Genomic DNA, 14,598 nt, shown 5'->3' on the forward strand with positions numbered 1-14,598 from the left:
CTTCATTCTATATGGCGTCGGGTCTCCTGCCTCGACGGGAGTCGGAGTCCGCCCCCATTTTTCTCATTCGGCACCAGCGCAAGGGCCGCGGCGAATTGTTCCGGACAGGCGCGGCGGGCGCGGGCGATCGAAATAGGGGTCTGACCCCATTTCCTGCGCCATTTTCTGCGTTTAGCCTGTTCGGCTCAGGGCCACATCAGAAACGCAGCAGGCGTCACAATATCGACACCGTGAAACGGGTGCAGCGCAAGCAAGTCGCCGTCGCCGGTGATGATCGCGCGCGCGCCGCCACTCAGAGCGACGTCGAGAAACTTGTCGTCCTTCGGGTCCCGGCAGGCCTGAATCCGCCGCGCGACCGGAATCCTGCGCGCAACCCCTCCCAGCAGGGCGACGAAACGCTGCCTGTCTTCGCGGGACACATAGGCGTCGAACTTGGGACGGCTCAATACCGCGGCGAGTTCACCCAGGGTGTCGTCCGATACCAGCAGGATGCCCCGCGCAAGGGCATGATCCACCGCCTGCGCAGCCACACCGCGCGGCGCGAGCAGACGGCCGATCAGGACATTCGTGTCGACGACCCACAACTCTCCCTCAATCATCGGCCAGCAGCTCGGCGAGCTTCTCCTCGCTTAACCCCGCCGCCTGCGCCGAAGCCCCCACTGCATCGCAGAATCGCTGAAACTCGGCAACATTAAGTCGGACCAGCCGCTCGTATTCCCGCATCGACATCACCACCGCGACATCCCGCTTCTGCCGGCGGATGACAACCGGCTCGCTCGCAGCCATCTCGATCACGCCTGCCAATCCCTGCTTCGCCTCACTCGCCGTCACCGTCCGCATCACAGCCTCCTGAACGTACAATTTGTATTTATTGTACAATTTTTGGCACGCCTTTGGCGCACCAATTTCGTCTGTCGTCGACGATGCTGACGCTGGGTTGATTTCGGCGATCTATGTGCTAGTGAAGCAGCGGGAGCTGCGGCGCGGGCTGGAAGCGGGCGCCCTACCTCACTCAGCCCTCAGTTGACACCTGCGTGTGATCCCTTCCCGCTCGCTGCTAAACTGTTCCGATTCCGTGGATTTATTCGGGAGCAAGCTGCACCAGCTTATCGAAACGCATCGCGAAGAATTGCGAGCTCTCGCACGCCGGTACGGACTCCGGTCCATCAAAGTCTTCGGGTCGATGGCGCGAGATGATGCGGACGACGACAGCGATGTGGATCTGCTCGTCGAACCCGGCCCCGAAACCTCGGGTTTCGCGTTGGGAGCACTATTGATGGACGCTCAGGATTTGCTCCATCGCCGCGTCGACGTCGTCACTCAGGGCGCACTGCACCCGGCCATGCGCGCGCGGGTGCTGCAAGAGGCGCGCTCGCCGTGAAGAGCGGAAAATGAAATCCGGCGCCGAGGCGGACAGGGTCTACCTGACCCATATGCTCGAATGCATTTCGCGCATTACGGAGTATGTCGGGCGACGAAGCCTTGTTTCGTTCGTCGCGCCTCGTGCAGGACGCCGTGGTCCGAAATCTCCAGACGCTCGCGGAGTCGAGCCAACGCATGCGGCCGCGGCGAGCAAATTCACAGCACGCGATAGATATCTCGCCGGTGCCCGATCTTGACCACTTCGACCACCACCGCTCCATCATCGATGGAATAGACGATACGGTAGCTTCCCTGCCGCACGCGGTATAACTCGTGGCCCGAAAGCTTTTCACTGTCCGGCGGGCGGGGGTTCTCGCGAAGGAGTTCGGCGCGCGCCAGGATGCGGCTGACGTCCTCACGCGGAATTCCCCGCAAGTCCTTCGCTACCGAGCGCTTGAAGCGAAGCTCAAAGCGTTCCATCCGCCTTCAACTGCGCCAGAAACGTCTCATAAGAAAGCGTTGGTTCGCCGACGCGTTGCGCAACTGCGGAAAGGTCTTCCTCATCCTCGCGCAGCGATTCGCGCACCGCATCGGCAACGATGTCCGAGATCGAACGATGCGTGGCAGCCGCCTTCAGGCGCAGTGCCCTGTGCAATGCAGCATCCATGTATATCGTAGCGCGTGCTTGTTCCGAAGCCATATCCACCACTCCTGACAGATTTTCGCATCTTAACGCCAAAACGTTTTAGCTACAAACAAACGGCAGCACCCGGAGCACGCATCCCCGACGAGCGCACGACATTGTCAATGTCTTGACGTTCAGCCGCCGGCACGTGTCGCAGCCCGACGAGGCGATATCGGGGTCTGCCCCCATTTTCCCCTGCCATCCGTCAAACCTTGATGACCGTATCGCTGTAGAGCGCCACGAGCGGATCGTGAGTCATCAACCGCATCGGCTCCACCAGGGCCTGCGCCACCAGGATGCGGTCAAAGGGGTCCTGGTGATGCGCGGGCAAGTCCTCGACCGCAACCGCGTGCTCTGCGTCGATGGCAAGGATGCCGTACCCGGATTCCTGGAAATACCGCAGCGCGTCCCGCCCCGACACCAGCATATCGCCGCGACCCAGCGCATGTTTGATTGCAATCTCCCATACGCTTGCGGCACTCACCCATATCGTCGTCCTGGGCGACACGATCATGTCACGCGCCTTCTGCGGCAGTTTCGGACTGTCCGTGATCGCCCACAGGGCGACGTGCGTATCGAGCAGCAGGTTCAAGGCTGCACTCCGCCCACGAACAATCGCGCCACCTCATCGTTGTGAGTGTCGATACTGTCCGGCACCTCGAACACGCCTTTCGCCACGCCGATGCGTTTGCCTGCCGGCGCCGCATCGATCGGCACCAGCCGGGCAGCGGGGCGCCCATTGCGGGCGATCACGATTTCGCGCTCCCGCCCTTGCTCGATAGCGTCCACCAGGCGGGATAGCGTGGACTTGGCTTGCAGCATGTTCACGGCTTGCATGGAATCCTCCGTTACGGCGACATCTAGTCTAGTCTGGCTAACATCGAAATGCAATGCGATCAGGGGAACCGTTCAAGCGTTTGCGTGACATTGTCAAACCTTGACAGCGGCGTTCGCGCCCCCTGTCGCGGCTTGACGCAAATTGTGACAATTTTCACGGAAGCGGCCAGCGGAGACGTCAGGCCCGCGAGGCCGGCGACGGTGATATCCCTTTGTGTTTGCGGGTGTTTCGCGATCTTCGCGCCCGGCATGCGCGCTTTTCCAGAAAGCTGGCACAGCGGTTGCATTGGGGATACCAAGCGGATTTTCCGTGGTTTCCTTCAAGGAGCGCATCATGAAAAAGGTTCAACAAGGCTTTACCCTGATCGAACTGATGATCGTTGTGGCGATTATCGGTATTTTGGCGGCGGTGGCGCTGCCGGCATACCAGAACTATCTGAAAAAGGCGAAATTTTCTGAAGTCGTAATTGGTACATCCGGCATTAAGACCGCGGTCGAGATGTGCGCGCAGAATCTAGCTACAGTGGTCGGCTGCACGGGCGGAACTAACGAGATCGTTAACGTCGCTGCTGCCGGAAATATTTCCTCTATTACCACGACCGATGGCGTTATTACCGCGACTGCCGTGGGAGCAGCGGGTGCTCCTGTAAATGGACTTTTGGGAGAAACGTACATTCTCACTCCGACCCTCGCAGCGGGTAAGGTCACTTGGGCGAAAACCGGTACTTGTGTAGCCGCCAACATCTGCTGATTTGACTAGCGTTAGGGAGGAAGAGCGAATCGCCTCCCGCCGCATGAAAGAAGGGATCGCCTCGGCGGTCCCTTCTGCCTTTCCGACGAAACAAGGGAACACCCACCTTCCGGACAGAGAAAGCCAAGCGCCCCTCCAAACAAAGGGACACCCACTTTGTTTTGCCCTCCGTTATATGCTCTCGACATACACGGAGGAGCATCTCTCTTGACTTGCCCGCGCAGAAACAAAGGGACACCCACTTTGTGCCTATCGCTTCACACGACTATGTTAGACTTAGTCATGTAACTTAGTTTAAGCGAGCATGAGATGAGCGTTGTCGTAAACGTCCACGAAGCCAAGACACACTTTTCCCGCCTGCTTGAACAGGCGCACGCTGGGCAGGAGATCATTCTCGCCAAAGCGGGAAAGCCGTACGCACGCCTGATGCCCCTGGCCCCGGCTACGACGGTGCGGCGACCGGGGCGCCTGGCCGGGCGAATCGGCGACGCGTTCTTCGAACCATTGCCGGACGCCGAGCTTGACGCCTGGGACGGGCGATGAGGGTCCTTCTCGACACGCACGCGCTGCTGTGGTGGTTCACCGATGACCCACGGTTGTCGCACGTCGCGCGCAGTACGATTGCGGACGAAGCCAACGCGATAGTCGTCAGCGCCGCAAGCGCCTGGGAAATTGCCACGAAGCATCGACTCGGGAAGCTGGACGAGGCAGCCGATGCGGTACACCGCTTTGACGAGCTGGTGGCGGCGGACGGCTTCGAGCATCTGCCGATCACGCATTTCCACAGCCTGAAAGCCGGCAGTTACATGGCCGAACATCGCGATCCGTTCGATCGCATGCTTGCGGCGCAAAGCGAACTTGAATCCCTGCCACTCGTGACATGCGACCCGGCACTCGCGTTGTTCGGCATTCGACGGATCTGGTAGCCCCTACTCCATCCCCCACTTCTGCAGCCGGTAACGCAACTGCCTGAGCGTCATCCCCAGGCGCCGCGCGGCTTCCGAGCGGTTCCAGCGTGTGTCGTCGAGCATGCGCAGCAAGAAAACAAAGGAGAAAACAAAGGAGAAAACAAAGGGACACCCACTTTGATGGGAAGTGGTCTGTCTTGGTGCGGAAAAAAACAAAGGGACACCCACTTTGATGGGGAAGTGGTCTGTCTTGGTGCGGAAGGGGTGAGGTTCCCTGTCTGGAGCTTGAATGTTCCTAGAGGTATTGGCAAACTATGCCAACCCTCTTATTGGAGCCCCCATGCCAACCCGGAATGTCGTCCTGACCGAGCCCCAAGCCCAGTTTGTCGAACAGTTGGTTTCGTCCGGTCGCTACCAGAACGCCAGCGAAGTGCTGCGGGAAGGGCTGCGCATGATCCAGCAGCGTGAGCAGGAGCAGGCTACACGACTGCAAGCCTTGCGCGAGGCGGTCGCCATCGGCGTGGCCGATATCGAGGCCGGGCGTTATACGACCGTCACCGAGGCCGACTCGCTGCGAGCGCATATCGTGGCGATTTGTAAGAAAGCCACCTCTTCGCACTGATGGCGGGATGGACGGTCCGTCTTGCGCGTCAGGCCGAGCAGGATATTGCGGCCATTTTGGCTTGGACGGCGGAGCACTTCAGCCCCCAGCAGGCAGAAATCTACGGTGAAACCCTGTCTCTGGCGTTAGAAGCATTGCTCAATGGTCCCGATGTACTCGGGGCCCAACAGCGCGAAGACATTCTGCCGGGCATCCGTGTGCTGCATGTGACACGTCAGGGCCGACGCGGCCGGCACCTCATCGTATTCCGCATTCCCGAGGATCATTACATCGATGTGCTGCGCGTGTTGCACGACAGCATGGACTGGGTTCGCCATGTCAAATAGCTAGCGCATCACCACACTCCCTGTCTGAGCGTCCGTTGCTCCAGCCACTTCTGCCAGGCACAATCTGACCGGTTTAACTGACCAGTCAATGCAACCAGGATGATGAGCCGGCAATTGAATCGCCCCGCTTGCACGCATCAAAACGCATGCACTATGATGAAACCCCTCCGCCGGAAATTTCATCATGCCTTCCCTTCAGATCCGCAACGTGCCTGACGACATCTATCAGGCGATCGCATTCCGGGCGGAACGGGCTCACCGCAGCCTAGCGCAGCAAGCGGTGATCGAGCTACGCAGCGTGATCGGCGAAAATCGTCAGACGCGGCGCGCCCAGATCCTCGCGCGCATCCGGCAGACTCTTGCTGAAACAGGCGTTGCGAACACGCTTACCGCACCGGAAACCATGATCCGCGACGACCGTGAGCGCTAGACGTATGCGTGTCGTCCTGGACGCATCCGCAGCCGTCAACCTGGTCATGCGCACGGAGCGGGCAGCCGCGATCATCGAGCATCTGGAGCGCAGCTCTCTGGTGCTGGCGCCAAGCCTGTTCCACAGCGAGGTCGGCAATACCCTGTGGAAGTATGTGCGCGCCGGAGCCCTGGACCGGCACGCCGCGACGGAACGCTACGAAGAGGCTGCCGGTCTGGTCGACAGCTTTCTTCCCGACGAGGAGCTCGTGACCGAGGCCCTGTCTGCAGCCGTTCGCCATGGTCATCCACTCTACGATCTGCTCTACGTCATCCTGGCACGACGACACGACTGCAAGCTGATCACCGAAGACAGGAAACTTGCGGCGCTCGCCAGCGAGATCGATAAAGACCTGCTCCCCTGAACAGGGAGAAACGAAACCGAAACAAAGCGAAGTAACGAAACAAAGGGTCACCCACTTTGTTTTGCCGCCAGCGAAACGGGGTAAACCGTGAGGTTTGTCCCGTTTTCATTTCTATCCGACTAGTAGCTTATAAGCTATAATAGCATTCGTGATCGAACTTCTCCGCTATCTGAAACGGAGGCAAACATGAGCAAACTCAAAGGCGCGGTGTCGCACCACGACGCGGAAGTCGCCGAACTGCGCGCCGATCGCGAACTGGCGGTGGAATACCTGAAAGCGGCGATGGAATCGCTCGATGATCCCGATGATCGGGCCGCTGGCCTGCTGGCACTGCGAACCGTCGCCGAAGCCTATGGCGGCCTCGGCGCGGTGGCGGCGGAAGCCGGCATCAGCCGGGAATCCCTCTATCGCACCCTATCGCCCAAGGGCAATCCGACGCTCAAGACCTTGCTCGCGGTCCTCAAGACGGTTGGTTTGCGCCTGTCTGTCGAACCGGAAAAGCACGCGCATGCTTGATGGGAAATAGGGAACCAGAATTTTCCTCCCTCCCCTCCGGGGAAAACAAAGGCAAGGGAAAACAAAGGGACACCCACTTTGTTTTGCCCTCCGTGATATGCTTTCAACATACACGGAGGAGTATCTCTCTTGACTCGCCCGCGCACCACTCTCATCTGCCTTGCCGATACGCCCTGGTATCACATCGTCTCACGCTGCGTGCGGCGCGCGTTCCTGTGCGGCAAGGACCATTACACCGGTCGATGCTTCGAGCATCGCCGCGGCTGGATCGTTGATCGAATCAGGCAGCTGTCCGCAGTCTTCGCCATCGATGTCGCCGCGTATGCGGTCATGAGCAATCATTTCCATCTCGTCGTCCGCGTCGACGCTGAACGCGCGACCAACTGGTCCCGCGACGAGGTGCTGCGGCGCTGGACGCAGCTCTTCGACGGTCCGCCTGCAGTGCGAGACTTTCTGGCAGCCCGCAGCGGCACACCGGCCGCAACCACCTTGCATGTCATCGACCAACTCGTCGAAAAATACCGGTCGAGGCTGAAGGATCTGTCGTGGTTCATGCGGGTGCTCAATGAATCCATCGCGCGACAGGCCAACGCCGAAGACAACGTCACGGGGCGGTTCTGGGAAGGACGCTTCAAGAGTCAAGCGCTGCTGGACGAGCAAGCCATCCTGTCGGCGATGGCCTATGTCGACCTGAATCCCATTCGCGCACAAATGGCCGATACGCCGGAACGTTCGGCGTTCACGTCCGTCGCGGAACGCATCGCTGAACTTACGCGCGCCCCCTCCGCCGGCTTCCCGACAACCGTCCGGCCGTCTGCCTCCCCCTCCTCGCCCGAATCCGCTGCCGACGCTTCCGATTCAGTGGATGTGCCACACAGCGAGACAAGACCGGCCTCGCTCCCGAAACGGCCCTTGATGCCATTCGATGCCACGGCCCGACTGTCCGCGGCGATCCCATTTGCGTTTGACGATTACCTGGAAGTTATCGAGACCGCAGGCCGTTGCATTCGTCCGGACAAGCGCGGCGCGATCCCGAGGCACACGCCCAGGCTGCTGGAGCGACTCGGCATCGCGCCGGATCAGTTCATCACCTGCGCGACGAGCTTGATGCGGCAGTTCGGCAGTGCAGTGGGCGCACCGGGAAACCTCACGCAGTTATGTGCAGCGCGCCAAGTCAAGTACCTCAGGGGAATGGCTGCAGCAAAAGGAATGTTTGAACGCAAGGCAGCGTAACCGCATCAAGAGGCAGGACTTTAACCCCCGCCGGGGTTCAGCGTCCGTTGACCCGGACACTTCCGCCGCCCATAATCTAGCCAGTTAAACAGACCAGATAGGCGGCCTATGATGAACCGGCAATGGCGGCTGCAGGATGCCAAGACCCACTTGAGCCAAGTGGTCGAGGGCGCATTGCACGGTACTCCGCAGCACATCACGCGCCGCGGCAAGGCGGCCGTGGTCGTACTTTCCGAAGGTGAATATGCGCGATTGATACGCAATGCGCAAACCAGCGCACCGGGGTTTGTTGCGCATCTGCTGGCGATACCCCAGGAGGCGGATACATTCGAGCACGGCGATGTGGCGCTCAGGGATGTCGATTTCGAATGATTTTGCTCGATACCGTTATCTTGTCGGAACTGCGCAAGCGCACGCCCTCCGCCGCAGTCGTGAATTGGCTGAAAGCGCACAAGGATGACGAATTGTTCATCAGCGTCGTAAGTATCGGCGAGATCGAACGAGGGATCGAAAAGCGACGCCGTGCGGATCCGGCATTTGCTGAAACGCTCACAACCTGGCTCGAAGACCTCCTGCGCTATTACACCGATCGCGTATTACCGATCACTCCCGGGATTGCCCGCCGATGGGGTGCGCTGTCCGCGAGAATCGGCAACGAAAGCGCGGACTTGCTGATTGCGGCGACGGCCCTGTATCACGGACTCACAGTCGCCACCCGCAACGTTCGCCATTTCACGCCGACCGGCGTAGCGACGATGAATCCGTTTGACGATTGACGCCGGGTCAGGTCTTGCCTTTACTTCCCGCGCCGAGCCTACCGGCGAATCGCCGACACCATAAAAATTTGTTACCCCACGTGCAATGAAGCTTTGATTTTTCGGATGATATTGCACTAGGAAATCATCGGAATCCCTCTCGGCAGGCCCGTTTGCGGGCCGGACGATCAATCGTCGGCCGGAGGCCTCTTAATCCCGCCGAGCTCGGCAAATGCAAAGGAGAAGCACCATGATGTTTCGTCTCAAGCGGCATGCACTTTCGGCGCTCATGATCGTGGCCCTAGGCGGCTCAACGACTGTCGCGCTGGCACAGTCTGCCTCGAACGACCTCAATCAGGCGGCGGTCACTTTCGACCGGACCGCCAGTGCGGCACCGACGCGCGCTGCCGAGAGCATGGCGAAGGATTTTTCCCCGCTCGTGGGCAGCCAGACCGACGCGTTGGCCCTGATCCAGGGCCTGCACACCGGCACCGCGGTCGTTCTGCAGCCGGGGAGCACCGCAACGCCCGAGAGCAGGCCCGTTACCGTAACGCCGACGGCACCGATGGGCTACGGTAACGTGTTCATCACGTTGGCGCTCGCGCAGGCAAGTCTCACCCAGGCCGGCATCACCAAGCCGACCTCCGCGGAGCTTGCGGCCGCCCTCACGGGCGGAACGATCGTGGTCAACGGGCAGGCAACCAATTTTCAGGGAATCCTGACCATGCGCGCTGCCGGCATGGGCTGGGGGAAGATCGCGCAGGAAAACGGCTTCAAGCTGGGCCGCGTCATCAGCGCGATAAAGTCGGGTAACGAGCGCGTGGCGCAGTCGATCAGGAGCGACGCACGTGCCGAACACCGCGCGAGCCAGGCGGAGAAAGCCGAACAGCGCGGGAACAGTGATGCCGCCGCACGCGCGGAGCGCGCGGAGAAGGCGGAGCGCCCGTCGCGTCCCGAGAAGGTCGAGCGCGTGGAGCGCGCAGAACGTGTGGAACGCCCCGAACGGCCGGAGCGCCCGGAAAGGATCGAGCGCCCGGAAAGGGTCGAGCGGCCCGAAAAAGTGGAACGCCCCACCCGTTGATGTGCCGCGGCGCGCACATGGAACAGGGAACGGGGCGCAGGAAACCCGTTCTCCTCACCCTCTGCGGGCGGACGTGCGCGCCCATGATTCGGTCCACCGCCTGTCGGGACGCTACGGCGCCCCCGGCACCATGAAGGCGGCTATTCCATCCCCCACTTCTGCAGCCGGTAGCGCAGCTGCCTGAGTGTCATCCCCAGGCGCCGCGCGGCCTCCGAACGGTTCCAGCGTGTGTCGTCGAGCATGCGCAGGACCCGGATGCGTTCGTCGTCGGTGGCACCGTCGGCATCCTCGTCGCCGTCGAACGACGGCTGTGCCGGACTCCCGTACGGCGAAGCGGGAAGGGGCCTGGCGGCATCCTCGCTGCGCTGGAGGTCGATGTCGCCGATGCCGATCTCGTCGCCGTCGCACAGCGCGCAGGCGCGCTCGAGCAGGTTCTCCAGCTCGCGGACGTTGCCCGGAAAGGGATGGCGGGACAGCGCCGCCGTGGCCTCGGGCGACAGGCGGTGCGGCGGCACGCGGTCGCGCTCGGCGAGCCGGGCGAGGACGTGCGTGGCGAGGCTGGCGATGTCCTCGGGCCGCTCGCGCAGTGGCGGCACGCGCAGGGTGATGACGTTGATGCGGAAATAGAGGTCCTGGCGGAACTTGCCTTCGGCGACCAGTTGCGCGAGGTCGCGATGCGAGGCCGAGAGGATGCGCACGTCGACCGATTCCTCGGCGTGGGCGCCGACCGGGCGCACGGCGCGCTCCTGGATCGCGCGCAGCAGCTTCACCTGCATCGCCAGCGGCAGGTCGGCGACTTCGTCGAGGAACAGGGTGCCGCCGCGCGCGGCCTGGAAGAGGCCGTCCTTGTCGAACACGGCGCCGGTGAAGGCGCCCTTGCGGTGGCCGAAGAATTCGCTTTCCATGAGTTCGGGCGGAATCGCGCCGCAGTTCACCGGCACGAAGGGCGCGGCGGCGCGCGGGCCGAGCTCGTGGATCAGGCGGGCGATGACTTCCTTGCCGGTGCCGGATTCGCCCTGGATGAAGACCGGCGCCTGGTTGCGTGCGAGCTTGGCGATCTGGGTGCGCAGGTGTTCGAGGGCAGGCGAGTTGCCGATGAGCGGGCGCGTGCCGTTGCCGTTGCCCGGCGCGGGCGCGCTGGGCGCCTGGAGTTTCAGGGCGTGATTGACGAGTTCGCGCAGGGCCTTGAGTTCGACCGGCTTGGTGACGAAATCGAAGGCGCCGCATTTCAGCGCGCGGATCGCGGTCTCGATGCTGCCGAAAGCGGTGATCACCGCGACCGGCAGGCCGGGCGCGTGCGACTGGATGTGCGCGACGAGCTCGAGTCCGTCGCCGTCGGGCAGGCGCATGTCGGTGAGGCACAGGCGGTAGGTCTTCTCGCCGAGCAGGCGGCGCGCTTCCTCGACGGTCCCGGCGGTGTCGCAGGCGAGGCCCATGCGCAGCAGCGAGAGTTCCAGAACTTCGCGAATGTCTTCCTCGTCGTCGATGACGAGGACGTCGACACCGGCGGGGCGGCTGCGTCGTTCGGATGTGTTCATGGCTGACTCCGTCCGGTGAGCACGAAATGGGCGCCGGGCGCATTGTCGCGCAATTCGAGCGTCGCGCCGTTGGCCTCGGCCAGCTCGCGCGAGATGTAGAGGCCCAGCCCGGTGCCCTTGGGGTGCGTCGTGAAGAAGGGTTCGAACATGCGCGGGAGATCCGATTCGGCGATGCCGGGGCCGTCGTCGCTGATATGCACGGCCGTTCGTCCGCCTGGCTCGACGCTGGCGAGCACGCGCACCGAACCGGGACCGCCGGAGCAGTAACGCCGCGCGTTGGTGATCAGATTGTCGAGGATCTGGTGCATGTGCGCGCGGTCGATCGCGAAAGTGACGTCGTCGGGAATGTCGATCGCAAAAATCGCGCGCTCGGCGCCGCCGCGCAGCGCGAACTCGTCGATCAGGCCGCCAGCGAAGGACGCCAGCGGCAGCGCCTCGGGCAAGGTTTCGTCGCGACGGCCCAGGGCAAGCACGTCCCGGATCATGCGTTCGATCCGGCGGGCGTTGTCGTTGATGATGCGCACGAGGCGCAGCTGCAGGTCACCGCGCTTTTCCTCGGTGAGCAGTTCCGCGGCCTGCGTCACCGCCGACAGCGGGTTGCGGATCTCGTGCGCCATGCTCGCCGTGAGGCGCCCCAGCGCGGCGAGCTTGAGCTGCTGGATGTGAGTCTGGATTTCCTCGAAATCGGTCAGATAGACGAGCGTCTCGCACGCCGCCGCGCCCGGTCCGCCGCCTTCGCCCGGCGCCCCCACCGCCCGGCAGCGCAGCAGTTTGCCGCCCGGCCCGAGGCGGCGCAGGCTGCCTTCCGGGCCGCTGCAGCACACCGGCACGTCGGCAAAATTCTCATCGACGTCGATCAGGCGCAGGCCGTCCACGCTCATCAGCCCGAGCAGTTCGGCCGCGCGCGGATTGGCCTGGCGGACGATGCCGTCGGCCCCGACCACCAGCACGCCGTCCTGCATGTCGCGGATGATGCGCTCGTTGACCGCCTGCTGCTTGACGAGCGCCTCGCCGCGCTGCACCGCGAGAAATTCGTTCGCCTTGGCGCGCAGTGCGAGAAAGCGCGCCGTGATCGCGATGCCGAAAAAGGCCGTGCAGACGAAGGCGACCTGCACGAAATCCGCCGACCGACCGCCGGTGACCAGGCGCCAGACGTTCTCCGCCAGGACCGCGACGGTCGCGAGCGCGGCGTAGAACAGCACCATGCGCCCTTCGGCGACGAGGCCAGCGCCCGCGAGCACGACCATCATCAGCACCGGCAGGCCGCTGCGATAGCCGCCGCTCGCCCACATCATCACCGTGAGGACGGCGATGTCGATGACGGCCTGGGCAGTGATGACGCGATCGATACCGAAACGCCGCGCCGCATCGGGAAAACCCAGCGCCAGCACGGCGGCGAGATAGGCGAAGGCAGCGGCATTGAAGACTTTCGGCGCGTCCCCGCCGAGGTTGAGCTCAAGCCCCGCGACGACGAAAAGCCCCGCGAGGATCAGGCGAAAGAGGTTCAGGTAGCGCAGCGGGCCCCGGCGCGCCAGGTTGCGTCTCTCGTCCGCATCGGCGCGCATCCTCAGGATTCCCGGCGCTGTACGCCCAGACGGCGGTGCTCCTCGCAGCAGAAGAACCGGTCGCCGTCGCGCACGCCCTCGCTCTCGGGCACGTGGATGCCGCAGTGGTCGCAGCCGACCATGCGTTCAGGCGAATTGCCGCGACCCGCACCGCGCCCCCCGCCCGCGGTGTCGCCCCCGTCGCTTGGGCGGTTCAGGGCGCGTCGCACCCACCAGATGCCGATCAGGACGAGGACGAATAAGAGCAGGTTGCGCACGATGGACGATGTAGGCGGTATATCAGCCGCAGGAGTTTAGCACGTGCCGGTGTCACACCTGCCGCAGACGCTCGCACGCGGCCGCGAGCGTCGCTTCGTTCTTGGCGAAGCAGAAGCGGATCACCCGCTCGTCGCGGCCGTCGGCGAAGAAGGCCGACACGGGAATCGCCGCGACGCCCGTCTCGCGCGTGAGCCGCTGCACGAAGGCGGTATCGGCCTCGTCGGAGATCGCGCCGTAGCGCGCGAGCTGGAAATAGGTACCCGACGACGGCAGCAGCTCGAAGCGCGAGCCGGCGAGCGCACTGCGGAAGAAGTCGCGCTTCGCCTGATAGAAGGTCGCGAGCCCCTCGTGGCGGGACGCATCCGCCATGTAGTCCGCCAGCGCGAGCTGCACCGGCGTATTCACCGTGAACACGTTGAACTGGTGCACCTTGCGGAACTCCGCCATCAGCTCGCGCGGCCCGACGACGTAGCCGACTTTCCAGCCGGTGATGTGATAGGTCTTGCCGAAGCTCGACACGATCAGGCTGCGCGCGGCGAGTTCGGGGTGGCGGGCGCAGCTTTCGTGGCGCAGACCGTCGAAGACGATGTGCTCATAGACTTCGTCCGACACGATCACGATGCCGGTGCCGTGCGTCAGCGCCGCCAGTCGCGCCATGTCGCCGGCCGTCCACACCGTCGCGGTGGGATTGTGCGGACTGTTGATCATGATCATGCGCGTGCGCGGCGTGATCGCCTCGGCCACCGCGCCCCAGTCCGGCCGGTAGTCCGGCGCCGTCAGCTGCATGCGCACGACGCGCCCGCCCTGCAGCTCGATCGCGGGCGCATACGAGTCGTATACCGGCTCGAACACGATGACCTCGTCGCCGGGATGCACCAGGGCGGCGATCGCCGTGAACAGCGCCTGCGTCGCGCCGGCCGTCACCGTGATCTCGGTTTCGGCATCGTAGTCCGCGCCGTACAGGCCGGAGACCTTGCGCGCGATCGCCTCGCGCAGCGGCGCCACACCCCCCATCGGCGCGTACTGGTTGTGGCCCGCGCGCATCCAGTGCGCGACGCGTTCGAACAGCACGTCCTCGGCGTTGAAGTCCGGGAAACCCTGCGACAGGTTGATCGCCCCGCACTCCTGCGCGAGGCGCGACATCACGGTGAAGATCGTCGTGCCGACATGCGGCAGGCGGGATTCGAACGGGGCGGGGAAATGCGGCATGGCTTCAGGCTCTGGTTCGGCGAATCGGGGCATTCTGGCAGAGCCCGTCACATTCACCAATCAAGCCACACATGCAGCTTGGCACGCGGCTTACCCGTGGGGGCGCGTTTGTCCGCGGG

At 63.2% G+C, this 14,598-nt stretch carries 23 protein-coding genes and 1 pseudogene; 13 read left to right on the forward strand and 11 right to left on the reverse strand.

Going from position 1 to position 14,598, the window contains the following annotated elements:
* Positions 1 to 185: 185 nt before the first annotated feature.
* Together CDA09_RS19125 and CDA09_RS19130 are read right to left on the reverse strand one after the other, a co-directional pair.
* Positions 186 to 599 (reverse strand): putative toxin-antitoxin system toxin component, PIN family, encoded by a 414-nt coding sequence (locus CDA09_RS19125; RefSeq protein WP_121430100.1) that lies wholly within the window; start codon positions 597 to 599, stop codon positions 186 to 188.
* Positions 592 to 840, reverse strand: coding sequence for a type II toxin-antitoxin system Phd/YefM family antitoxin (locus tag CDA09_RS19130; protein WP_121430101.1), 249 nt, complete (start codon positions 838 to 840; stop codon positions 592 to 594). Before CDA09_RS19130 ends, CDA09_RS19125 begins: the two co-directional genes overlap by 8 nt.
* 235 nt (positions 841 to 1,075) lie before the next feature.
* Between CDA09_RS19130 and CDA09_RS19135 the strand changes: the two genes are divergently transcribed.
* Complete coding sequence (locus CDA09_RS19135) at positions 1,076 to 1,381, forward strand: nucleotidyltransferase family protein (protein WP_286164247.1); 306 nt, start codon at positions 1,076 to 1,078, stop codon at positions 1,379 to 1,381.
* A 197-nt stretch (positions 1,382 to 1,578) separates the two neighbouring features.
* On the opposite strand, the gene CDA09_RS19145 is transcribed toward CDA09_RS19135, so the two are convergent.
* From CDA09_RS19145 to CDA09_RS19160, 4 genes are all read right to left on the reverse strand, one after another.
* Entirely contained in the window at positions 1,579 to 1,842 is a 264-nt protein-coding gene (locus CDA09_RS19145) for a type II toxin-antitoxin system RelE family toxin (RefSeq protein WP_121430102.1), read from the reverse strand.
* Positions 1,829 to 2,062 carry an RH3 domain-containing protein gene (locus CDA09_RS19150; protein ID WP_121430103.1) on the reverse strand — a complete coding sequence of 78 codons (234 nt, stop codon included), beginning with the start codon at positions 2,060 to 2,062 and terminating at the stop codon, positions 1,829 to 1,831. Before CDA09_RS19150 ends, CDA09_RS19145 begins: the two co-directional genes overlap by 14 nt.
* 190 nt (positions 2,063 to 2,252) lie before the next feature.
* Entirely contained in the window at positions 2,253 to 2,639 is a 387-nt protein-coding gene (locus CDA09_RS19155; RefSeq protein ID WP_121430104.1) for a type II toxin-antitoxin system VapC family toxin, read from the reverse strand.
* Positions 2,636 to 2,884, reverse strand: coding sequence for a type II toxin-antitoxin system Phd/YefM family antitoxin (locus tag CDA09_RS19160; protein ID WP_121430105.1), 249 nt, complete (start codon positions 2,882 to 2,884; stop codon positions 2,636 to 2,638). Before CDA09_RS19160 ends, CDA09_RS19155 begins: the two co-directional genes overlap by 4 nt.
* Before the next feature lie 334 nt (positions 2,885 to 3,218).
* On the opposite strand from CDA09_RS19160, the gene tapA reads away from it, so the two are divergent.
* The 3 genes from tapA to CDA09_RS19180 all read left to right on the forward strand — a co-directional run bounded on the left by tapA (position 3,219) and on the right by CDA09_RS19180 (position 4,561).
* Positions 3,219 to 3,635: a type IVa pilus major pilin TapA gene (gene tapA, locus CDA09_RS19170; protein ID WP_121430945.1), complete on the forward strand. Its 417-nt coding sequence runs from the start codon at positions 3,219 to 3,221 to the stop codon at positions 3,633 to 3,635.
* 309 nt (positions 3,636 to 3,944) lie between these two features.
* Positions 3,945 to 4,178, forward strand: a complete 234-nt coding sequence (locus tag CDA09_RS19175; protein ID WP_121430107.1) for a type II toxin-antitoxin system Phd/YefM family antitoxin — start codon at positions 3,945 to 3,947, stop codon at positions 4,176 to 4,178.
* The gene (locus tag CDA09_RS19180; RefSeq protein WP_121430108.1) at positions 4,175 to 4,561 is read left to right on the forward strand and encodes a type II toxin-antitoxin system VapC family toxin; all 387 of its coding nucleotides are present in this window, start codon (positions 4,175 to 4,177) and stop codon (positions 4,559 to 4,561) included. The genes CDA09_RS19175 and CDA09_RS19180 overlap by 4 nt, the downstream gene beginning before the upstream one ends.
* 3 nt (positions 4,562 to 4,564) lie before the next feature.
* On the opposite strand, the pseudogene CDA09_RS19185 reads toward CDA09_RS19180, so the two are convergent.
* Positions 4,565 to 4,663 (reverse strand): annotated as a pseudogene (locus tag CDA09_RS19185) (helix-turn-helix domain-containing protein); the annotation flags it as partial.
* Positions 4,664 to 4,883: 220 nt separating this feature from the next.
* Here CDA09_RS19185 and CDA09_RS19190 point away from each other — a divergent pair.
* From CDA09_RS19190 to CDA09_RS19230, 9 genes are all read left to right on the forward strand, one after another.
* The gene (locus tag CDA09_RS19190) at positions 4,884 to 5,165 is read left to right on the forward strand and encodes a type II toxin-antitoxin system ParD family antitoxin (RefSeq protein ID WP_121430947.1); all 282 of its coding nucleotides are present in this window, start codon (positions 4,884 to 4,886) and stop codon (positions 5,163 to 5,165) included.
* The gene (locus CDA09_RS19195; RefSeq protein ID WP_121430109.1) at positions 5,165 to 5,491 is read left to right on the forward strand and encodes a type II toxin-antitoxin system RelE/ParE family toxin; all 327 of its coding nucleotides are present in this window, start codon (positions 5,165 to 5,167) and stop codon (positions 5,489 to 5,491) included. The genes CDA09_RS19190 and CDA09_RS19195 overlap by 1 nt, the downstream gene beginning before the upstream one ends.
* A 184-nt stretch (positions 5,492 to 5,675) precedes the next feature.
* On the forward strand, positions 5,676 to 5,921 hold the full coding sequence (locus CDA09_RS19200) for a FitA-like ribbon-helix-helix domain-containing protein (RefSeq protein WP_121430110.1): 246 nt from the start codon (positions 5,676 to 5,678) through the stop codon (positions 5,919 to 5,921).
* Positions 5,922 to 5,925: 4 nt separating this feature from the next.
* Positions 5,926 to 6,324, forward strand: coding sequence for a type II toxin-antitoxin system VapC family toxin (locus CDA09_RS19205; RefSeq protein WP_121430111.1), 399 nt, complete (start codon positions 5,926 to 5,928; stop codon positions 6,322 to 6,324).
* Positions 6,325 to 6,510: 186 nt separating this feature from the next.
* Positions 6,511 to 6,840 (forward strand): addiction module antidote protein, encoded by a 330-nt coding sequence (locus CDA09_RS19210; RefSeq protein ID WP_121430112.1) that lies wholly within the window; start codon positions 6,511 to 6,513, stop codon positions 6,838 to 6,840.
* A gap of 129 nt (positions 6,841 to 6,969) precedes the next feature.
* Entirely contained in the window at positions 6,970 to 8,073 is a 1,104-nt protein-coding gene (locus tag CDA09_RS19215) for a transposase (RefSeq protein WP_121430113.1), read from the forward strand.
* 108 nt (positions 8,074 to 8,181) lie between these two features.
* Positions 8,182 to 8,445, forward strand: coding sequence for a type II toxin-antitoxin system Phd/YefM family antitoxin (locus CDA09_RS19220; RefSeq protein ID WP_217351263.1), 264 nt, complete (start codon positions 8,182 to 8,184; stop codon positions 8,443 to 8,445).
* Positions 8,442 to 8,849: a type II toxin-antitoxin system VapC family toxin gene (locus tag CDA09_RS19225; RefSeq protein ID WP_121430114.1), complete on the forward strand. Its 408-nt coding sequence runs from the start codon at positions 8,442 to 8,444 to the stop codon at positions 8,847 to 8,849. The genes CDA09_RS19220 and CDA09_RS19225 overlap by 4 nt, the downstream gene beginning before the upstream one ends.
* Positions 8,850 to 9,078: 229 nt before the next feature.
* The gene (locus CDA09_RS19230; protein WP_121430115.1) at positions 9,079 to 9,909 is read left to right on the forward strand and encodes a hypothetical protein; all 831 of its coding nucleotides are present in this window, start codon (positions 9,079 to 9,081) and stop codon (positions 9,907 to 9,909) included.
* Between the two features lie 140 nt (positions 9,910 to 10,049).
* On the opposite strand, the gene CDA09_RS19235 is transcribed toward CDA09_RS19230, so the two are convergent.
* The 4 genes from CDA09_RS19235 to CDA09_RS19250 are packed head-to-tail and all read right to left on the reverse strand — an operon-like array spanning position 10,050 to position 14,479.
* On the reverse strand, positions 10,050 to 11,447 hold the full coding sequence (locus tag CDA09_RS19235; RefSeq protein WP_121430116.1) for a sigma-54-dependent transcriptional regulator: 1,398 nt from the start codon (positions 11,445 to 11,447) through the stop codon (positions 10,050 to 10,052).
* Complete coding sequence (locus tag CDA09_RS19240) at positions 11,444 to 13,012, reverse strand: sensor histidine kinase (RefSeq protein WP_121430117.1); 1,569 nt, start codon at positions 13,010 to 13,012, stop codon at positions 11,444 to 11,446. The genes CDA09_RS19235 and CDA09_RS19240 overlap by 4 nt, the downstream gene beginning before the upstream one ends.
* A 2-nt stretch (positions 13,013 to 13,014) precedes the next feature.
* Complete coding sequence (locus CDA09_RS19245) at positions 13,015 to 13,269, reverse strand: PP0621 family protein (protein WP_121430118.1); 255 nt, start codon at positions 13,267 to 13,269, stop codon at positions 13,015 to 13,017.
* Positions 13,270 to 13,321: 52 nt separating this feature from the next.
* Complete coding sequence (locus tag CDA09_RS19250; RefSeq protein WP_121430119.1) at positions 13,322 to 14,479, reverse strand: pyridoxal phosphate-dependent aminotransferase; 1,158 nt, start codon at positions 14,477 to 14,479, stop codon at positions 13,322 to 13,324.
* Positions 14,480 to 14,598 lie beyond the last annotated feature (119 nt).

The organism is Azoarcus sp. DN11, assembly GCF_003628555.1.
Taxonomy (GTDB): domain Bacteria; phylum Pseudomonadota; class Gammaproteobacteria; order Burkholderiales; family Rhodocyclaceae; genus Aromatoleum.

Coding starts and splice junctions, on each gene's coding strand:
- CDA09_RS19225 (WP_121430114.1), top strand. CDS start 8,442: ATGATTTTGCTCGATACCGTTATCTTGTCGGAACTGCGCAAGCGCACG.
- CDA09_RS19160 (WP_121430105.1), bottom strand. CDS start 2,884: ATGCAAGCCGTGAACATGCTGCAAGCCAAGTCCACGCTATCCCGCCTG.
- CDA09_RS19205 (WP_121430111.1), top strand. CDS start 5,926: ATGCGTGTCGTCCTGGACGCATCCGCAGCCGTCAACCTGGTCATGCGC.
- CDA09_RS19175 (WP_121430107.1), top strand. CDS start 3,945: ATGAGCGTTGTCGTAAACGTCCACGAAGCCAAGACACACTTTTCCCGC.
- CDA09_RS19195 (WP_121430109.1), top strand. CDS start 5,165: ATGGCGGGATGGACGGTCCGTCTTGCGCGTCAGGCCGAGCAGGATATT.
- CDA09_RS19150 (WP_121430103.1), bottom strand. CDS start 2,062: ATGGCTTCGGAACAAGCACGCGCTACGATATACATGGATGCTGCATTG.
- CDA09_RS19235 (WP_121430116.1), bottom strand. CDS start 11,447: ATGAACACATCCGAACGACGCAGCCGCCCCGCCGGTGTCGACGTCCTC.
- CDA09_RS19190 (WP_121430947.1), top strand. CDS start 4,884: ATGCCAACCCGGAATGTCGTCCTGACCGAGCCCCAAGCCCAGTTTGTC.
- CDA09_RS19145 (WP_121430102.1), bottom strand. CDS start 1,842: ATGGAACGCTTTGAGCTTCGCTTCAAGCGCTCGGTAGCGAAGGACTTG.
- CDA09_RS19230 (WP_121430115.1), top strand. CDS start 9,079: ATGATGTTTCGTCTCAAGCGGCATGCACTTTCGGCGCTCATGATCGTG.
- CDA09_RS19250 (WP_121430119.1), bottom strand. CDS start 14,479: ATGCCGCATTTCCCCGCCCCGTTCGAATCCCGCCTGCCGCATGTCGGC.
- CDA09_RS19220 (WP_217351263.1), top strand. CDS start 8,182: ATGATGAACCGGCAATGGCGGCTGCAGGATGCCAAGACCCACTTGAGC.
- CDA09_RS19240 (WP_121430117.1), bottom strand. CDS start 13,012: ATGCGCGCCGATGCGGACGAGAGACGCAACCTGGCGCGCCGGGGCCCG.
- CDA09_RS19200 (WP_121430110.1), top strand. CDS start 5,676: ATGCCTTCCCTTCAGATCCGCAACGTGCCTGACGACATCTATCAGGCG.
- CDA09_RS19210 (WP_121430112.1), top strand. CDS start 6,511: ATGAGCAAACTCAAAGGCGCGGTGTCGCACCACGACGCGGAAGTCGCC.
- CDA09_RS19180 (WP_121430108.1), top strand. CDS start 4,175: ATGAGGGTCCTTCTCGACACGCACGCGCTGCTGTGGTGGTTCACCGAT.
- tapA (WP_121430945.1), top strand. CDS start 3,219: ATGAAAAAGGTTCAACAAGGCTTTACCCTGATCGAACTGATGATCGTT.
- CDA09_RS19125 (WP_121430100.1), bottom strand. CDS start 599: ATGATTGAGGGAGAGTTGTGGGTCGTCGACACGAATGTCCTGATCGGC.
- CDA09_RS19130 (WP_121430101.1), bottom strand. CDS start 840: ATGCGGACGGTGACGGCGAGTGAGGCGAAGCAGGGATTGGCAGGCGTG.